Source organism: Natronorubrum aibiense (assembly GCF_009392895.1).
Taxonomy (GTDB): domain Archaea; phylum Halobacteriota; class Halobacteria; order Halobacteriales; family Natrialbaceae; genus Natronorubrum; species Natronorubrum aibiense.
Genome location: NZ_CP045488.1, coordinates 519,956 through 534,700, shown reverse-complemented (window position 1 = coordinate 534,700; position 14,745 = coordinate 519,956). Strand labels below are relative to the sequence as shown.

The following is a 14,745-nucleotide window of genomic DNA, read 5'->3' as shown; positions in this document are numbered from 1 at the left end:
TGAGGTATTGCCCACCGCGTGCGAGTGGGTACGCGAATGATGACGGCTCGGGTGCTCTGTCTCATCCCAGCACCGTCCGCTCGCCGTGAAACCACCGCGTCGCTCTCGGAACTGCTCACGACGGCGTCGATCTCGGCAGCTTCGACCCTAGAACGCGCCTGCTCGAGGCTCGAGTCGGCGTCGTTCGACGCCGTCGTAGTCGATCACGACGCCGCCGTCCTCGACGCCGTCACCGCCGTCGAACGGCTTCGTGGTCGCTTTCGATCGCTGCCGATCGTCGTCTTTCCGCAGGATGGCTCGGAAGCGCTCGCGAGTGCCGTCCTCGGTGCCGGTGGTACCGACTACGTCCATCGTGATGCGGGATACGGCGTGCTCGCGGATCGCCTCGAACGCGCGCTCGCTGATTCGGCGACTCGAGCCGACTCCGACTGCGATGTACTCGACGACTCTCACAGCGACTGTCCGGCACGGCTGCACCAGTCTCACAGCGCTCGAAGTTTCAAACAGGCAGTCGAACAGGCGGGCCACTCGATCTACATCACGGCACCTGACGGGACGATTCAGTACGTCAACCCCGCTTTCGAGGCCGTCACCGGCTACAGTGCCGCCGAAGCGATCGGCTCGACGCCGCGGCTGCTCAAGTCGGGCGTTCACGGGAGCTCGTTTTATCAGGAGCTGTGGCGGACGATCCTCACCGGCGACGTCTGGGAGAATCAGATCGTCAACCGGCGAAAGGACGGCACGACCTACACCGTCAACCAGACGATCGCGCCGATCACGGACGCGGACGGCACCATCAGCAACTTCGTCGCGGTCAACGCGGACATTTCGGACCAAAAACGCCGGGAGAGACAACTACGACGGCTTCACGAGGCCGTCGGCGAGTGGCTCGAGGCGACGACGCCAGACGCCGTCGCGACGCGGACGGTCGCGAACCTCGAAGAACTCTTCGACCACGAATGCAGCGCCGTCTTCCTCTCCGACGATGCGAGCGGGGAGCTTCGCCCGGCTGCCGTTTCGGAGGCCGTCGCGGAGACGTTCGAGATCCAGTCTCGATACGACGAGGACGACGGAATCGTCCGGCGCGTCTTCGAAATGGGGGAGGCAGAGCTGTACGACGACGTTCGCGACGCATCCGGCGTGTGCAATGCCAAGACGCCGATCCGATGTGAGATGGCCTGTCCGCTCGGCGAGCACGGCGTGTTGCTCGTCGCTTCCCGCTCGGCGGCCGCGTTCGACGAGGCTGACACCGCGTTGCTTCGCGTCGTCGCCTCGAATCTCGAGGCCACCCTCGACCGCCTCTCTCGCGAACGGGAACTCGAGCGTCAGAAAGAGCGCTTCGAGAAGTTCGCACACGTCGTCTCACACGACCTGCGAAACCCGCTGACCGTCGCGATGGGTGAACTCGAGCGCGCCCGCGAGACGAACGACGAGATGGCGTTCGAGGAGGTCGTTCAGGCCCACGAACGCATCGCGACGATCATCGACGATTTGCTGTGGCTCGCCCGCGAAGATCGCGGCATCGACGAGCCGGAGCTCGTGTCGCTCGCTGCGGTCGCGTCGAACGCCTGGGAGGCCGTCGCCGCGCCGGACGTGGCGTTCGAACTCGAGGGCGACCGACGCGTGCTGGCCGATCCGGGGCGCCTCCAGCAACTGTTCGAGAACCTGTTTCGAAACGCCGTTGACCACGGTTCGACGAGCCCTGAGTCGCACGCTCGTCAGGACACCGTTTCACACGGCGCGACGAGCAGTCGACCGCAGGTCGCCGACACCTCCGTGGCCGCCGACACCGAGCTAACTGTTCGGGTCGGTCGCACCGACGACGGCTTCTACGTAGCCGACACCGGTGTCGGCATTCCCGATGCCGAGCGCGAGCGCATCCTCGAGACGGGGTATACGACGGCCGACGACGGCACTGGACTCGGACTCTCGATCGTCCAGACGATCGTCGACGCTCACGGCTGGTCGCTCGAGATCACCGACAGCGCCGCGGGCGGGGCGAGATTCGAGATCCAGACGGGGGCTGTTGACTGAGACTCACTGTTGCCCCAGCTTCGAAGACCGGACCCAGCCGTCGGCGGTTCACTCCTCGTCGGCTGCTCGGACCGTCAACACCGGCACCGTCGCCGTCCGCAATACGCGTTCCGTGACGCTACCGAGCAGGAGTCGATCGAGTCCGCGTCGGCCGTGTGTTCCCATGACGACGAGATCGGCATCCACGTCGTCCGTATAGTCTCGGATGCGTCGATGGGCCGACCCGTGCTCGACCGCGCTCACGGCGTCGACGCCAGCGGATTCGGCCTGCGTGATCCCATCCTCGAGGACCTGCTGGGCGTACTGCTCGAGTTGCTCGAGTCTGAAATCGTTCTCCTCGTCGATGCCCACGGGTGCGACGTCGACGACCGAGAGGAGGTGGACGGTCGCGTCGTGATGGTTCGCGATCGAGAGCGCCTCCTCGAAGGCAGCGTCGGCGTGGGTACTGCCGTCGATCGGGACGACGATCGTCTTGAGGGGGTACTCCCGTTTGACCTCGGGTGCGCCCCGAACGACGAGGACGGGGACGGGCGCGTCGCGGACGACCGCCTCGGTCACGCTGCCGAGTAGGAGTCGTCCGACGCCGCGTCGGCCTCGGGTTCCCATGACGATCGCGTCGACGTCGTGGGTCGCGGCGTACTCGAGGATCGCATCCTCCGGCTCGCCGGTGTGAACCTCGTCGATGACGGGCGCACCGGTCTCGCCCGCCCACTCGCGGCCATCCGAAAGCGGCTCGGTTCGCTCGGCGGGATCAGCGTCCGGATCGACGACGTGGAGGATGTGGACGGTCAGGTTCTCCGCGGCGGCGATTTCCCCGGCGTACTCGAGTGCCGCGTTCGCCGGCCCGCTCCCGTCGGTCGGAACGAGAATGCGTTCGAACATACAGTATCGTCGTCGCAGAGTCACTTACCGCTTCCCCACAGTTCCCACCGACCGGGAGGTATCTCAGGCTATCTCGAGCGCCTCGAGTAGCGTCTCGATATCCTCGCGGCTGTTATAGGCGTGGACCGACGCCCGGATCGCGTCGGGACCGGGCAGCGTTCGGACGACGATCCCTTGCTCGGCGAGTCGCTCGACGGTCGCCTCCGGGTCGTCGACGGCGATCGTCACGAGCCCCGACTCGTACGCTCGCGGGCTCAGCAACTGCTCGTCGGGAACGCCGGCTTTCAGCTGCTCGGTGAGCGTCTCGATTCGGTGCTGGATTCGCTCGAGGCCGACTTCCTCGAGCAGGGCAATCGCCTCGATCAACCCCGCGTGAGCGACGGGGCTCGCCGTGCCGACCTCGAACCGGCGAGCGCCGGCTTCGTAGCGGTACTCGGGGTCGTTCGCGTCGACGACGCTCCGGTAGCCGATCGCAGCGGGGACGAGGTCCCGCTCGTCCTCGAGCCCCGGCCGAACGTACAGGAAGCCGGAGCCGAACGGGCCGACCAGCCACTTGTGGCCCGACCCGACGACGAGGTCGGCACCCCACTCGGCGACGTCGACCGGCACCTGCCCGGGGGCTTGGACGGCGTCGACGAGGACCAGCGCGCCGGCGTCGTGGGCGATGTCGACGACGTCCGCGATCGGTAGCCGGGTGCCGTGGGTCCAGGTGAGCGAACTGAGACAGAACAGCGTCGCCTCGCTCGCCGCCGCCTTCACGTCCTCGAGATCGAGTCGGCCATCCTCGGTCTCGAGAACGCGGACGTCGACGCCGTACTCGCGCTCGAGGCGCTGCCACGGGAGGATGCCCGAGGAGTGCTCGAGATCCGTCCGGACGACGACGTCGGTTTCATCCCAGTCGAACGCCGTGGCGACACGGTTGATCCCGTCGGTCGTGCTCTCCGTGAGGGCGATGTCGGTCGGTTTGGCCCCGAGCAGGCCGGCGACGGCGACCCGCGCGTCGTCGTAGACGTCGAACGCCGCGGGGTACATCCCCCCGGTCGTCGGCGACTCGTACTCGTGGGCCTCGAGACACGATTCGGCTGCCTCGACGACACGTCGCGGACTCGGGCCGCCAGCGCCCCAGTTCAGGTAGGTACCGGCCTCGAGTGCGGGGATCGTCTCGCGGAGTTCCGTCGGCGTCATCATGCGATGCATTCTGTGTCGGCGGATAATATACTGTCGTCGTCTGTGGTGTTGTCCTGTTCCCGAAACACGGCAATTCGGGGGTGCGCTTTTAGTGGTTCCAGTTTTCAGTTCCGGCTACCATGTTCGTCTTCGCACCGTCGATCACGCTCGATGCGAGCGATCCCGAGACGACGGTCACACTCGGCCAGTTGTTCGCGTATCTCGCGATCGGCATCGCTGCGGTCGTCTTGTTGTACTACACGTTCATCTACGTCAGTGACGTTCTGGCGGCCGACGTGACCGAGGCACAGTGGTACCTGTTTGCCGGCATCGGCGCTGCAATCGTCTACGCTGTCGCCGGAATCGGGACGCTGTTACTCGAGTCAGATACGCTCTCGCTGTTCGTCGATGGTGCCGTGTTGTTCTTTATCCTCTTTTTCGCCCTGGGAATCCGTGCGATGTACCATGCTGCGCGACCGGGCGAGGACCGCTCACAACTCCTGCCGGCGTGGGCCGATTACGCCGTCATCGCCGTCTTCGTCGCCGCGTGGTGGGGTGCATTCCTCGTCGACACCGACTGGACGCGCCTCGTCGTCGCGGCCGGCTGGGTGCTGACCTCCGCGTGGGCGATCCTCTATGCCGTCCAGACCGTCCGCGTTCACGAAGGCACAACGCTCGCCGCGCTCACCCGTCACCTGTTGCCGGCGATCCTCTGTGTCGCCGGTGTCGTCTTCGTCGACTTGTTGACCGGCGCGCTCGCCGGCTACGATGCACTCGCCGACGCCGCGTGGATCGTCGGGACGACGCTCGTTGCCGCGTTCCTGTTCGATACCGCCGTTGCGATCCGCCAGCAGGGCGGCGAACTCGAACGCCTGTACGACTGGACGACCTGGCGCGAGCAATCGCTCGACTGAGACGGCTTGTCGTGACTGTTTCCCGGAGCGACCGCGAACCAGTTTGCGGTCGATCCAGAAAATGAGTTCCAACAGCCCGTCTGGGACTCGAGTCCGACACCGAAACTCGACTGTCACCCCGGAGTGATTTTGTAATAGATACAGGAGATAATCGCCAGTATACTAGCTGATAGTAGTTATTCTTTCAGCAACTAGTCATCGAATTACGTTATCTATGGGATGATGTTTCTGCTATCTCGGTTATTTTGATAAATGGCACCATAGATCGTGTAGATGGCTAACGAGACACACAGCCGTCGGGGATGTCTGAAATACGCCGGTGCCATCAGTGGGATTGTACTTTCGGGGTGTCTCGATAACGACACAGACGCTTCGGATGACGGCTCTTCGGATGCCGATTCCAATGGAGACGGTGGGTCCGACGATGAACAGTCGGACGAACACGAGGTCATCGCTGGCCCGGACGGAAACTGGGAGTTCGATCCCGAGGAACTCACGATCACCGTAGGCGACACCGTGACGTGGTACTTCGATAGCGCTGGCCACAACGTCACGTCGCACCCGGATGCAGCAACCGAGTGTGAGAACCCGGAGGGGGCTGAGCCGTTCACCTCCTACGAGGGGGAAAACCACAATTCAGTCATGGAAGAGGGTGCCGAGTTCGAACACACGTTCGAGGTCGCTGGGGAGTACGTGTACGTTTGCACGCCGCACGTCCCACAAATGGTTGGTCAGATACACGTCGAAGAGTGACAATGTCATCAGAGTATACAACCGAACGAACCCGAGACGCACAGGACGACGAATCAACCGTAGACGACCGCCGACGCCGGTTTCTCGACCGCCGACGGTTTATGCTGGCGAGCGGAGCTGCGGCGACCGTCGCGCTCGCCGGCTGTGCCGGCGAGGAGGAAGCCGACGACGAGGACGGAACGGACGATGGCGACGACGGCGAGCCCGAACCCGGCGATCGAGAGTACTTAGAGGAGAAGTTCCCGGGCCTGTTGATCCACTCGGCAGATCCGGAAAACGGGGAGGCAGCCGAACGGGAGACGTATACCGAGTACATCACCCCTTCGGAGGAACACTACATCCGGAACCACTATCTGGCCCCGCGGATCGACGAATCGGAGTGGACGATCTCGCTCGGTGGGCTGGTTGACGAGGAGGCCGACATCTCGGTCGACGCGCTCCGCGAGGAATTTTCGACGGAGACGGTCACCCACGTCATGCAGTGTTCCGGTAACGGTCGGTCGTACTTCGACCCGGAAGTCGCCGGCAATCCCTGGCGCTACGGCGCGGTCGGGAACGCCGAGTGGACCGGCGCGCCGCTCAGTGAGATCATGGAGGAGTACGGCGCCGACACGAGCGACGGCATGTGGGTGATGTTCGCCGGCGGCGACAGTCCGGAGGGCGAGCGCGTGTTCGCCCGCTCGATCCCGATGCAGAAAGTCATGGAAGACTGCATTCTGGCCTACGAGATGAACGGCGAGGAGATGACTGCCGAACACGGCCATCCCGTTCGCGTCGTCGTCCCTGGCTGGTACGGCAATAACAACGTCAAGTGGCTCGAGGAGATCGAAGTCATGGAGCGGATGATGATGGGCGACGACGAGGACCTGTTCTTAGAGGATTACGAGACCGACGACTACGAGAACTACCTCCACTGGCAGCACAACTCCTACCGAATCCTCGCCGAGGGCCAGGAGTCGATCCGCGTCGAGTCCATCGACGAGTTCGATACTCAGACCCAGATGGACATGGAGGCAAGCGGCGAGCAGGAGGTACCGCCGTACATCTACGACCAACTCGTGAAGTCGTTGATCGGCTACCCCGGGATCGATAGCACCGTTTCGCCGCGGGATGCAGACGGCATGATCGAGGTCACAGGCGTCGCCTGGGCCGGCGACGACGCCGTCGAGCAGGTCGAAATCTCGGCCGACGGTGGCGAGACCTGGGAGAACGCGGAGTTCTTCGGCGAGGACAACGGTCCCTACGCCTGGCGGCAGTTCCGCTACATGTGGGAACCAGAAGAGAGCGGCGACTACACGCTCGTCTCGCGGGCCACCGACGAGAACGGCCGAACCCAGCCGCGCGACATCTCGGACATCGAGGACGGCCAGCTCACGATCGAAGACGACAGCTTCCCCTACGAGATGGGGGGCTACTGCAACAACTCGTACGAACCACACGGCGTCGACGTAACCGTCGAACTGTAGTCACGTCGACCGTCGTTTCCCGTACTTTTTCTCCCAGTTTTTCGCGCTGTCGTCGCCCGGCTCGCCGTAGACGTCGAGCAGTCTGACCTCGACCTCGAGTCGTTCACCTGCGAGTTCGTGGTTGAAATCGAGCACCACGCGGTCGTCGTCGACAGCCGTCACCCAGCCGGTCCGATTATTTTCGGTCGTCACGAGGCTCCCTTCCGTGGGTACCTCGCCGACCAGTTCCGCGACGGCATCGGGCTCGAGGTCGTGGACCTCGCCCTCGTCGTACTCGCCGAAGACCCGTTCGGGGTCGGCGATCACGGTCCGTGTCTCACCGGGCTCGAGATCTTGGACGATGTCCTCGAGCACCGGGGCGACGCCGCTGTCGCCGACGCGGAACTCGAGCGGTTTGTAGTCGCGGTAGTCGTGATAGATCCCCTCGCGCCGCGCGACGTCGACGTCCGTTGTGTCGACGATTTCTCCCGCGTCGGGGCCGTCGACCAGCCGGGCGGTGTAGTGGACGACCGCGATCTGTCCTTCTTTTACCATGCGTGTATATATCTCACAATATCGTAAAAAGTCACCGTCGATCCGGTACGTCCGCTGCCCAGTGGTGGGTTACTCGAGAACGGCCTCGAGGGCGTCCATCGCTCGGTCGACCGTCTCGAGGTCGGCGTTGTATCCCATGTGGCCGATGCGAAGGATGTCGTCGGCCATGTCGCCGAGGCCCGTCGCGAGAACGACGTCTTCCTCGTCTGCGACTCGCTGCTGGACCCGTTTCGCCTCGCCCGGCAGCCGAAATGCCGTCACGGTCGGCGAACTCCGTTCGGGATCGGGATACCGCTCGAGGCCGAGTTCGGCGCCGCGCTCGCGACAGCGTTCGGCGGCCGTCTCGTGGCGCGCGTAGACGTCGTCGAGACCCTCCTCGAGTAGCAGGTCGAGCGCCACGTCGAGTGCGGCGACGTTCGCGCTCAGGTGCGTGTACGGGAACCCCTCGGAGACGTCCCGCCACGGAAGGAAGTTCGTATAGAGCGACGACGGCTCTCGAGCTTCCATCGCGTCCCACGCGCGGTCGCTGATCGCTGCTGTCGTCAACCCCGGCGGCGCGCTGAAACACTTCTGGGACGCCCCGAGACAGACGTCGATTCGGTCGGTCGGCACCGGCGTGCCTCCGAGCGAGGAGACCGCGTCGACGACGCTCAACACGTCGTGCTCGTCGAGCAGGTCCAGCACGGGCGCGAGGTCGTTGAGCGTCCCCGTCGGCGTTTCACAGTGGACCATCGTCGCCAGCGTGTACGGCTCGTCGTCGGCGTCGGCTGCCTCGAGCGCCGCTGCGATGACCTCGAGGTCGTACGGCTCGTCGTATGGCACGGAAACGAGGTCGGCTTCGCCGTCGTAGGACTCGACGAAGTCGGCGAAGCCGTCGCCGTAGAGTCCGTTCGAAATACAGAGCACGCGGTCGCCGGGCGCGACCAGCGACGCGATCGCTGCCTCGAGGCCGAGGATCCCTTCGCCGCCGGGGACGACGACGTCGTGGGAGGTGTCGTAGATCGTCTCGAGTTTCGCACAGACGTCGGCGTAGCGATCCGCGAACGCGGCTTCGATGTCCGGATTCGGCTGCGGTTCGGCCATCGCTTCTCTGACCGCCGGCGGTACCGCCGTCGGTCCCGGTGTGACGTTCATACCCAGTCATGCGACCCGCTCTCATTAGCGAGTTGCGGTTGGCACCGTCGTGAGGACCGCCGCCGGCAGTTCTGGCCGGCTCAGATCGTTCCCCGAAGAACGATCTCGTCGTCGACCGACTCGAGCATCGACTCCGTGACGACGTAGTCTTCCTCGTCTTCGCCTTCGATTCCCAGCGACGCGAACACGTGCTCTGCGACCGAGGGGTTCGGATCGACGGCGGCGCGGTTACCGTCGACTTTCGCGACGATACCGAGTTCTTTCCCCGCTGCGTCGACGACCGTTTTGCCGACGTCGTCGCCGGTCAATGTGGCGTTCATACCCCATCCGTTCACGACCACGCCGATACCTGTTCGGCCGGCACGAGACGGCCGCGGCGTCACTCGCGGCGGGCGTCGTCGGCCTCGAGTCCGACGCCGACGGCGTACTCGTCGCTGCGCCCCCGACCTATTTGACGCTGGTTGATGAGCATACGGCCGAAGCAACTGCTTCGTGACAGCAATGACCCACACGATCGAGATCAGCGACGACCTGAAAGAACGACTCGACAGCCACTGCGAGGAAGACGAAACCTACGCGGAGTTCCTCGAGGAACTCGTCACGATCTACGAGACCGAAGGCGCGTTCCTCCAGGAAGGCTACTCCGAGTGACCGCGAGGATGGCACTCCCGCAGCCGCACTTTCTGATCAATTTCAAGACCGCCACGGAGACGATCGGCGAGGACGGGCTCGCGTTCGCGCGGACGATCGAGCGCGTGCGAGACGAGACGGAGCGTCACTTCGCCGTCGCGCCTCAGCTCACGGATCTCCGACTCGTCGCCGATCGAACGTCGCTGCCCATCGTTGCCCAGTCCGCGACGCGCCGCGAGGACGCCACTCTCGGGGCGACGACGTACGAGGCGGTCGCCGCAGCCGGCGCTGATGCCGTTTTCGTCAATCACCCGCAGAACGAGGCGACCTTCGCCGACGTGGCCCGTGCGGTCGACCGCTGTGACGACCTCGGCCTCGAGTCGATCGTCTGTGTCACCAGCCGCGAGCAGGGTCGGGCTGCGCTGACGTACGATCCCGACTGGCTGCTCTTCGAGCGACCCGCCGACATCGCCAGCGAATCGGGGCTGGTCCGAACACATCCTGAGCGCATCGCGGCGTTCGTCGACATGGTCGATGCCGAGCACCCGCGAACGAACGTGTTCGTCGGCGGCGGCATCCGGACAGCCGAGGACGTCGAGCGAGCGTTCTCCTGCGGTGTCGATGCGGCGGGTGCGGCCTCGGCAGCGCTCGAGGCGTCGGATCGAGCGGCGTGGTTGCGGTCGATCGCGCGCGCCGTTCCGGATGCAGTCGAGTGTGACGAGTCGACACAGGGAAAGTAGCGCCGAAGCGAACCGGGGCGGTCAGTCGTGGCGTACCGATTCCGACCCCTGTTCGTGTTCCTGTTTCTCCCGTAAGTGCTCGACTGCGTGCAGTTCGACGACGGGGAAGACTTTGGCTACGGTGAGGAAAAACAGGATCACCATGCTGATGGTGCCGAGGACGGACATCACTTCGATCAGACTCGGAATGTACACGCCGGGCGTCGCGTCGTAAATGTCGAACGTCGGGTGCAAGAGGCCGTCGACGACGAAGAGGATCTTCTCGGTGAGCGTCGCGGTGAGCACCGCGAGGCCGGCGACGACGGCTCGCTTCTTGGTGAACAGTGCGGGGCGGATCGTCTGCGCGAAAATGTAGGCGAGGGTCACGAGGACGAGTCCGATCGCGAAGAGATAGAGCAGATTCCCGAAGTTCGCCTCCCAGACGTGGGTCAGATCCACCGGTGCGACGAACGAGCCGGTAACCATCTGCTGGAGTTGCAGCCACAAAAAGAGCATCGAGAAAAAGCCGAGCCACAGCGTGAGGCCGCGGAAGATATCGTCGGTGATGATGTGGTCCCAGTCGTAAGCCCACCGGAAGCCATATGAGAGCAAGATGACGCCGCTGATCGCAGACGTGAGCGCGATCGTCAGGAACTGCGGGCCCTGAATGGCACCGAACCAGCCGGGCATCGACGGGATCAGGGCGAACAGCCACGGAATGACGCCACCGTGGAGCAACAGCGGCGCCATGATGATGATCGCGAGGGCGAGCCACCAGACCATCCGCTCGACGATCTCGTCTTCTTTCTCGGTGTAGCCGATGGTCATGAACCTGTAGACGGGTCCGAGGCGATCCGGTAGCTCACCGCGCAACCGGGTGACGTCGTACCGAAGTGTCAACGAGAGATATGTCGCCGTCAACACGAAATACGCCGTGATGACGGTCACGTCCCACACCAGCGGCGAGTTGTGGACCGTGATGTGGTAGTGTGTCAGCACGCTCGTGACCATCCGATCGGGCCGGCCTAAGTGGATGATGATATAGAAGCCCGCCGCCGAAAGGCCGGCGATCGTCAGCAGTTCGGCCAGTCGGGCGACCGGCATGTACCGCTCCATCCCGAGCAGCCGAACGGCTGCCGAGAGGATAATCCCGCCGTGGGCGATCCCGACCCACCAGATGAACGCACCGATGTACAGCCCCCACGTTACACCGCCGCCGGTTCCCCAGTCCGACAGTCCGGTGACGACCATACCCCGATAGAGCTGGTAGAACCAGCCGATCAGAAAGAGGGTGAACACCAGTCCGGCACCGCCGACCAGCGCAAAATACTTCGACGACGTGTTTTGTATCGGACGCAGTATGTCGGCCTTTCGTGGCGTTTTCGTGCTCATTGTGACAGTGCTTCACAAACATACCCCATCCACGTCCCTTATAGCATCCGTTGGACTTGCAAGCATCCCATTCGTGTTTCTGTCGGTGGCCGTTGTTCCAACCGATGAGGTCCTCACAATCCTCGAAGTCGGGTTCGTTCGGCATGACTTCGACACGAACCGTCCGCGTAGCGTGCCGCCCCCCCTTCTCGTCCGTCGTCACCTCCCGTTTTTCATGCTAACTCGAGCGGACGTGACACCAGTCTCATCAAAATGCCGGACGTGTTCGAATGGCGAGGCGGTCGTCCGTCGTGACTGAATAAACTAATGAGTCTTCGAAATAGTCTCGAGGATATGAACAACCGCTACGATGTGGTCATCGCTGGTGCCGGCCCGGCCGGCGGCCAGTGTGCGCGTGACCTCGCTGCCCGGGGCTACGACGTCGTGGTCCTCGAGACCGAGTCCGAAGACGAGTTCCCGCGCCAGAGCAACAAATCCACCGCAGGCACGTTCCACTCCATGATGGCGTCGTTCGGGATTCCGGACGACGTCGTGATGCAGTACACCGATAGCGTCGTCCTCGAGTCGCCCACGGACCACTACGTCCGCGAACAGTCCGGTGCCGTCCTCGAGTTCGCCGACTTCAAACGGTTCCTCGTCGAGGACAGCCGCGCCGATGGTGCGGAGTACCGATTCGACGCGCGCGTCACCGCGCCGATCATGGAAAACGGCGAGATCGTCGGGGTCAGATACAACGGCGACGAGGAGGTCTACGGCGAGATCATCATCGACGCGACGGGGCCGGCCGCGCCGCTCGCGAAGAAACTCGGCGTCGTCGATCTCAAACGCGAGAACCACGCGATCGGTATCGAGTACGAGTTCGAGGGCATCGACATCGACCGCCCCGGCTTCGCGGACCTCCACGATTCGATGATGCTGCGGCTCGATCACGAACTCGCCCCCGGCGGCTACTCGTGGATCTTCCACACCGGCGGCGACACCGCCAAGGTCGGTCTCTGTTACATCCAAAACGACAGCCACGACCAGTACGCACGCGACGACTTCTCGATCGACGACTATCTCACCCATTGGATCGAGACGGATCCGCGCTTCCGAAACGCCACGCAACTGGAAGGGAAACAACACCGCGGCTCGGCCCATATCCAACTGCCAGAAAAGATGCACACCGACCGGTTCATGGCCATCGGCGACACCGTCCCGACGGTCGATCCGCTGTGGGGTGAAGGCATCAACAAGTGTATGCAATCGGGCCGCGCGGCAGCCGCCACGGCCGACAGTTGTCTCAAACACGGCAACCTCGAACCGACCGCCGAGAACCTCGAGGTGTACGACACCCTCTGGCATCGCGACGTCGCACCGAACCAACGAAAACGGCTGCTGATGACCCAGCTGCTCTATCTCGCGCCGAACGAGCGCTACGACCAACTCATGGCCGACCTCCGTCAGCTCGACAATGACACGTTGGCGAACGCGAATCGGGGGCATATCGCTGCCATCGCGCAACTGCTCGAGCCAAGCGACATCCCGATGCTGGCGAAGTTCGCCAAAGAGCAACTCAACCTCAACCGCTTCCTGTAACGACCGACGTACGGCCTCGGTTTGCACGAATTCGGCGTCTCTCATCGCGCGTCCTCGTGACCTGCCATTCGGCAGGAATTTGGCGACTCTCGCTGTAGCCACTGCTACGATGTTCGACACGATTTTGGTTCCGACCGACGGGAGTGCCCACGCCGAGGCTGCCGCCGAGACCGCGATCGAACTCGCGACACACCACGACGCCGCGATCCACGTCGTCTGCGTCGCAGATACCGGCCCGCTGGGCGACCTCCGACTCCCGGGCGATGCCGCGAGCGCCGAAGAAGCGATGCGCGGTCGCGCGCAAGAACACGTTGATTCGGTCGTCGAACGCGTCGAGAGCGCAGGACTCGACGTAACGGGGACCGTCCTCGAGGGCCCGCCCGAACACGAACTCCTCGAGTACGTCGACGACGTCGGGGTCGACCTCGTCGTGATGGCGACCCGCGGTCGGGGTGGCGTCCAGCGGATGGCGCTGGGGAGCGTGACCGATCACGTCATTCGCTTCGGCGACATCCCCGTGTTCGTCGCCAACGCCGACGAGTCGGCGTAAGCTACTGTCGCACGATCGCGTTGATCGCTTCCGTTCGGCGACCGATCGCCCACCCGAGCAGCGCGAGGCCGACGTAAATCCCGATCGCGGGCACGACGTACGCCTCGAGGATCGCCTCGAGCGTGAAGCCAAAGGCGTCGAGCGCGGCCCCGAGCAACAGCGAGACGAGAAAGAGCGCGATCCCGATGTCTGCGGTCCGCATACTCGGCAACTCCTGTGGATCCGACCAGAGCCGGCTGGCCGCATAGAAGATCAGCGCGTACGTCAGCCAGCCGAAAGCCAGCGCCAGCCCGGTCATAAACGGGTCCTCGCGGAAGTACTGTGGGACGAACGAGAAGTGGACCACCAACGTCGCGAGCACTGCACTGCCCAACAGCACGAGCAACAACGGCCGTCGATCCGTACTCATTAGCTCGACAGACTGTCTCCGCAGCTATTACTATTGGGTCATCTCCCGGCTTCGAGGAATACCGTGATCGCGATCACTCGAGGACGGTGCCGTGTTCGTCGATCTCGCCGTTGACGATCCGGGTCGAGGAGATCCGCTCGCCGTCGTCGGCGAGGACGTACGGTGCGACGATCCCCGACAGGGGCTCGAGGCCGCGCTCGCGGCGGCACGCGTTGATCGCCTCGAGTTCGGGTGCCGTCTCGGGGGAGACGACCAGCGCGTCGATCGAAGGGTCGTCGATCGCGATGGCGTGTTCGCTGGACAATGTCCGGATCTCGACGTCACGCCCCCACTCGTCGAGGGCCGCAATCTCGTCGGTTACCGCCCGCACGCGCTCGTTGAAGGACGGAATCGGGCGGGGCTCGTGTGTTGACGGCGAGGTCGTCGCTCGTCAACGCGACGACGACGCCGTCTTCGCCGAATCGCAGCGCGTGCTCGAATAGGGTCCGATGGCCGTCGTGGATCGGCCCGAACGTGCCGGCGACTACCACTCGCATGGTTCATTCGAGGACAGGAACGTCCATAACCGTGTTCACGCCGACAG

At 64.0% G+C, this 14,745-nt stretch carries 15 protein-coding genes and 1 pseudogene; 8 read left to right on the top strand and 8 right to left on the bottom strand.

The annotated features are described in order from the left end of the window. Positions 1-36: 36 nt before the first annotated feature. The gene (locus GCU68_RS02740; RefSeq protein ID WP_152938930.1) at positions 37-2,034 is read left to right on the top strand and encodes a hybrid sensor histidine kinase/response regulator; all 1,998 of its coding nucleotides are present in this window, start codon (positions 37-39) and stop codon (positions 2,032-2,034) included. A 48-nt stretch (positions 2,035-2,082) separates the two neighbouring features. On the opposite strand, the gene GCU68_RS02735 is transcribed toward GCU68_RS02740, so the two are convergent. Next, the gene (locus tag GCU68_RS02735; protein WP_152938929.1) at positions 2,083-2,916 is read right to left on the bottom strand and encodes a universal stress protein; all 834 of its coding nucleotides are present in this window, start codon (positions 2,914-2,916) and stop codon (positions 2,083-2,085) included. Between the two features lie 63 nt (positions 2,917-2,979). Beyond that, positions 2,980-4,101, bottom strand: coding sequence for an aminotransferase class V-fold PLP-dependent enzyme (locus tag GCU68_RS02730; RefSeq protein WP_152943549.1), 1,122 nt, complete (start codon positions 4,099-4,101; stop codon positions 2,980-2,982). A gap of 122 nt (positions 4,102-4,223) precedes the next feature. On the opposite strand from GCU68_RS02730, the gene GCU68_RS02725 reads away from it, so the two are divergent. From GCU68_RS02725 to GCU68_RS02715, 3 genes are all read left to right on the top strand, one after another. Continuing rightward, entirely contained in the window at positions 4,224-4,997 is a 774-nt protein-coding gene (locus GCU68_RS02725; RefSeq protein WP_152938928.1) for a hypothetical protein, read from the top strand. 273 nt (positions 4,998-5,270) lie between these two features. Continuing rightward, positions 5,271-5,750, top strand: coding sequence for a cupredoxin domain-containing protein (locus tag GCU68_RS02720; RefSeq protein ID WP_152938927.1), 480 nt, complete (start codon positions 5,271-5,273; stop codon positions 5,748-5,750). 2 nt (positions 5,751-5,752) lie between these two features. Then, complete coding sequence (locus GCU68_RS02715; protein ID WP_152938926.1) at positions 5,753-7,216, top strand: sulfite oxidase; 1,464 nt, start codon at positions 5,753-5,755, stop codon at positions 7,214-7,216. Here the strand turns inward: GCU68_RS02715 and GCU68_RS02710 are convergent, their stop codons facing one another. The 3 genes from GCU68_RS02710 to GCU68_RS02700 form a co-directional block, all read right to left on the bottom strand. Further along, entirely contained in the window at positions 7,217-7,750 is a 534-nt protein-coding gene (locus GCU68_RS02710) for an FKBP-type peptidyl-prolyl cis-trans isomerase (RefSeq protein WP_152938925.1), read from the bottom strand. 69 nt (positions 7,751-7,819) lie between these two features. Then, positions 7,820-8,884: a pyridoxal-phosphate-dependent aminotransferase family protein gene (locus GCU68_RS02705; RefSeq protein WP_152938924.1), complete on the bottom strand. Its 1,065-nt coding sequence runs from the start codon at positions 8,882-8,884 to the stop codon at positions 7,820-7,822. 80 nt (positions 8,885-8,964) lie between these two features. Then, positions 8,965-9,204 (bottom strand): hypothetical protein, encoded by a 240-nt coding sequence (locus tag GCU68_RS02700; RefSeq protein ID WP_152938923.1) that lies wholly within the window; start codon positions 9,202-9,204, stop codon positions 8,965-8,967. Between the two features lie 181 nt (positions 9,205-9,385). Between GCU68_RS02700 and GCU68_RS21190 the strand changes: the two genes are divergently transcribed. Both GCU68_RS21190 and GCU68_RS02695 read left to right on the top strand, forming a co-directional pair. Next, positions 9,386-9,535: a DUF7557 family protein gene (locus GCU68_RS21190; RefSeq protein ID WP_168927064.1), complete on the top strand. Its 150-nt coding sequence runs from the start codon at positions 9,386-9,388 to the stop codon at positions 9,533-9,535. A gap of 8 nt (positions 9,536-9,543) precedes the next feature. Beyond that, positions 9,544-10,254 carry a triose-phosphate isomerase gene (locus tag GCU68_RS02695; RefSeq protein ID WP_152938922.1) on the top strand — a complete coding sequence of 237 codons (711 nt, stop codon included), beginning with the start codon at positions 9,544-9,546 and terminating at the stop codon, positions 10,252-10,254. A gap of 21 nt (positions 10,255-10,275) precedes the next feature. On the opposite strand, the gene nrfD is transcribed toward GCU68_RS02695, so the two are convergent. After that, positions 10,276-11,625 (bottom strand): NrfD/PsrC family molybdoenzyme membrane anchor subunit, encoded by a 1,350-nt coding sequence (nrfD, locus tag GCU68_RS02690; protein WP_152938921.1) that lies wholly within the window; start codon positions 11,623-11,625, stop codon positions 10,276-10,278. A 333-nt stretch (positions 11,626-11,958) separates the two neighbouring features. On the opposite strand from nrfD, the gene GCU68_RS02685 reads away from it, so the two are divergent. Both GCU68_RS02685 and GCU68_RS02680 read left to right on the top strand, forming a co-directional pair. After that, positions 11,959-13,203, top strand: coding sequence for a digeranylgeranylglycerophospholipid reductase (locus GCU68_RS02685; RefSeq protein ID WP_152943547.1), 1,245 nt, complete (start codon positions 11,959-11,961; stop codon positions 13,201-13,203). A 109-nt stretch (positions 13,204-13,312) separates the two neighbouring features. Then, positions 13,313-13,753, top strand: coding sequence for a universal stress protein (locus tag GCU68_RS02680; RefSeq protein ID WP_152938920.1), 441 nt, complete (start codon positions 13,313-13,315; stop codon positions 13,751-13,753). Between the two features lies 1 nt (position 13,754). On the opposite strand, the gene GCU68_RS02675 is transcribed toward GCU68_RS02680, so the two are convergent. Continuing rightward, on the bottom strand, positions 13,755-14,162 hold the full coding sequence (locus tag GCU68_RS02675) for a hypothetical protein (protein WP_152938919.1): 408 nt from the start codon (positions 14,160-14,162) through the stop codon (positions 13,755-13,757). Positions 14,163-14,235: 73 nt separating this feature from the next. Beyond that, a pseudogene (locus tag GCU68_RS02670) lies at positions 14,236-14,698 on the bottom strand (phosphopantetheine adenylyltransferase). Positions 14,699-14,745: the final 47 nt, after the last annotated feature.

Coding starts and splice junctions, on each gene's coding strand:
- GCU68_RS02740 (WP_152938930.1), top strand. CDS start 37: ATGATGACGGCTCGGGTGCTCTGTCTCATCCCAGCACCGTCCGCTCGC.
- GCU68_RS02735 (WP_152938929.1), bottom strand. CDS start 2,916: ATGTTCGAACGCATTCTCGTTCCGACCGACGGGAGCGGGCCGGCGAAC.
- GCU68_RS02730 (WP_152943549.1), bottom strand. CDS start 4,101: ATGACGCCGACGGAACTCCGCGAGACGATCCCCGCACTCGAGGCCGGT.
- GCU68_RS02725 (WP_152938928.1), top strand. CDS start 4,224: ATGTTCGTCTTCGCACCGTCGATCACGCTCGATGCGAGCGATCCCGAG.
- GCU68_RS02720 (WP_152938927.1), top strand. CDS start 5,271: ATGGCTAACGAGACACACAGCCGTCGGGGATGTCTGAAATACGCCGGT.
- GCU68_RS02715 (WP_152938926.1), top strand. CDS start 5,753: ATGTCATCAGAGTATACAACCGAACGAACCCGAGACGCACAGGACGAC.
- GCU68_RS02710 (WP_152938925.1), bottom strand. CDS start 7,750: ATGGTAAAAGAAGGACAGATCGCGGTCGTCCACTACACCGCCCGGCTG.
- GCU68_RS02705 (WP_152938924.1), bottom strand. CDS start 8,884: ATGAACGTCACACCGGGACCGACGGCGGTACCGCCGGCGGTCAGAGAA.
- GCU68_RS02700 (WP_152938923.1), bottom strand. CDS start 9,204: ATGAACGCCACATTGACCGGCGACGACGTCGGCAAAACGGTCGTCGAC.
- GCU68_RS21190 (WP_168927064.1), top strand. CDS start 9,386: ATGACCCACACGATCGAGATCAGCGACGACCTGAAAGAACGACTCGAC.
- GCU68_RS02695 (WP_152938922.1), top strand. CDS start 9,544: ATGGCACTCCCGCAGCCGCACTTTCTGATCAATTTCAAGACCGCCACG.
- nrfD (WP_152938921.1), bottom strand. CDS start 11,625: ATGAGCACGAAAACGCCACGAAAGGCCGACATACTGCGTCCGATACAA.
- GCU68_RS02685 (WP_152943547.1), top strand. CDS start 11,959: ATGAACAACCGCTACGATGTGGTCATCGCTGGTGCCGGCCCGGCCGGC.
- GCU68_RS02680 (WP_152938920.1), top strand. CDS start 13,313: ATGTTCGACACGATTTTGGTTCCGACCGACGGGAGTGCCCACGCCGAG.
- GCU68_RS02675 (WP_152938919.1), bottom strand. CDS start 14,162: ATGAGTACGGATCGACGGCCGTTGTTGCTCGTGCTGTTGGGCAGTGCA.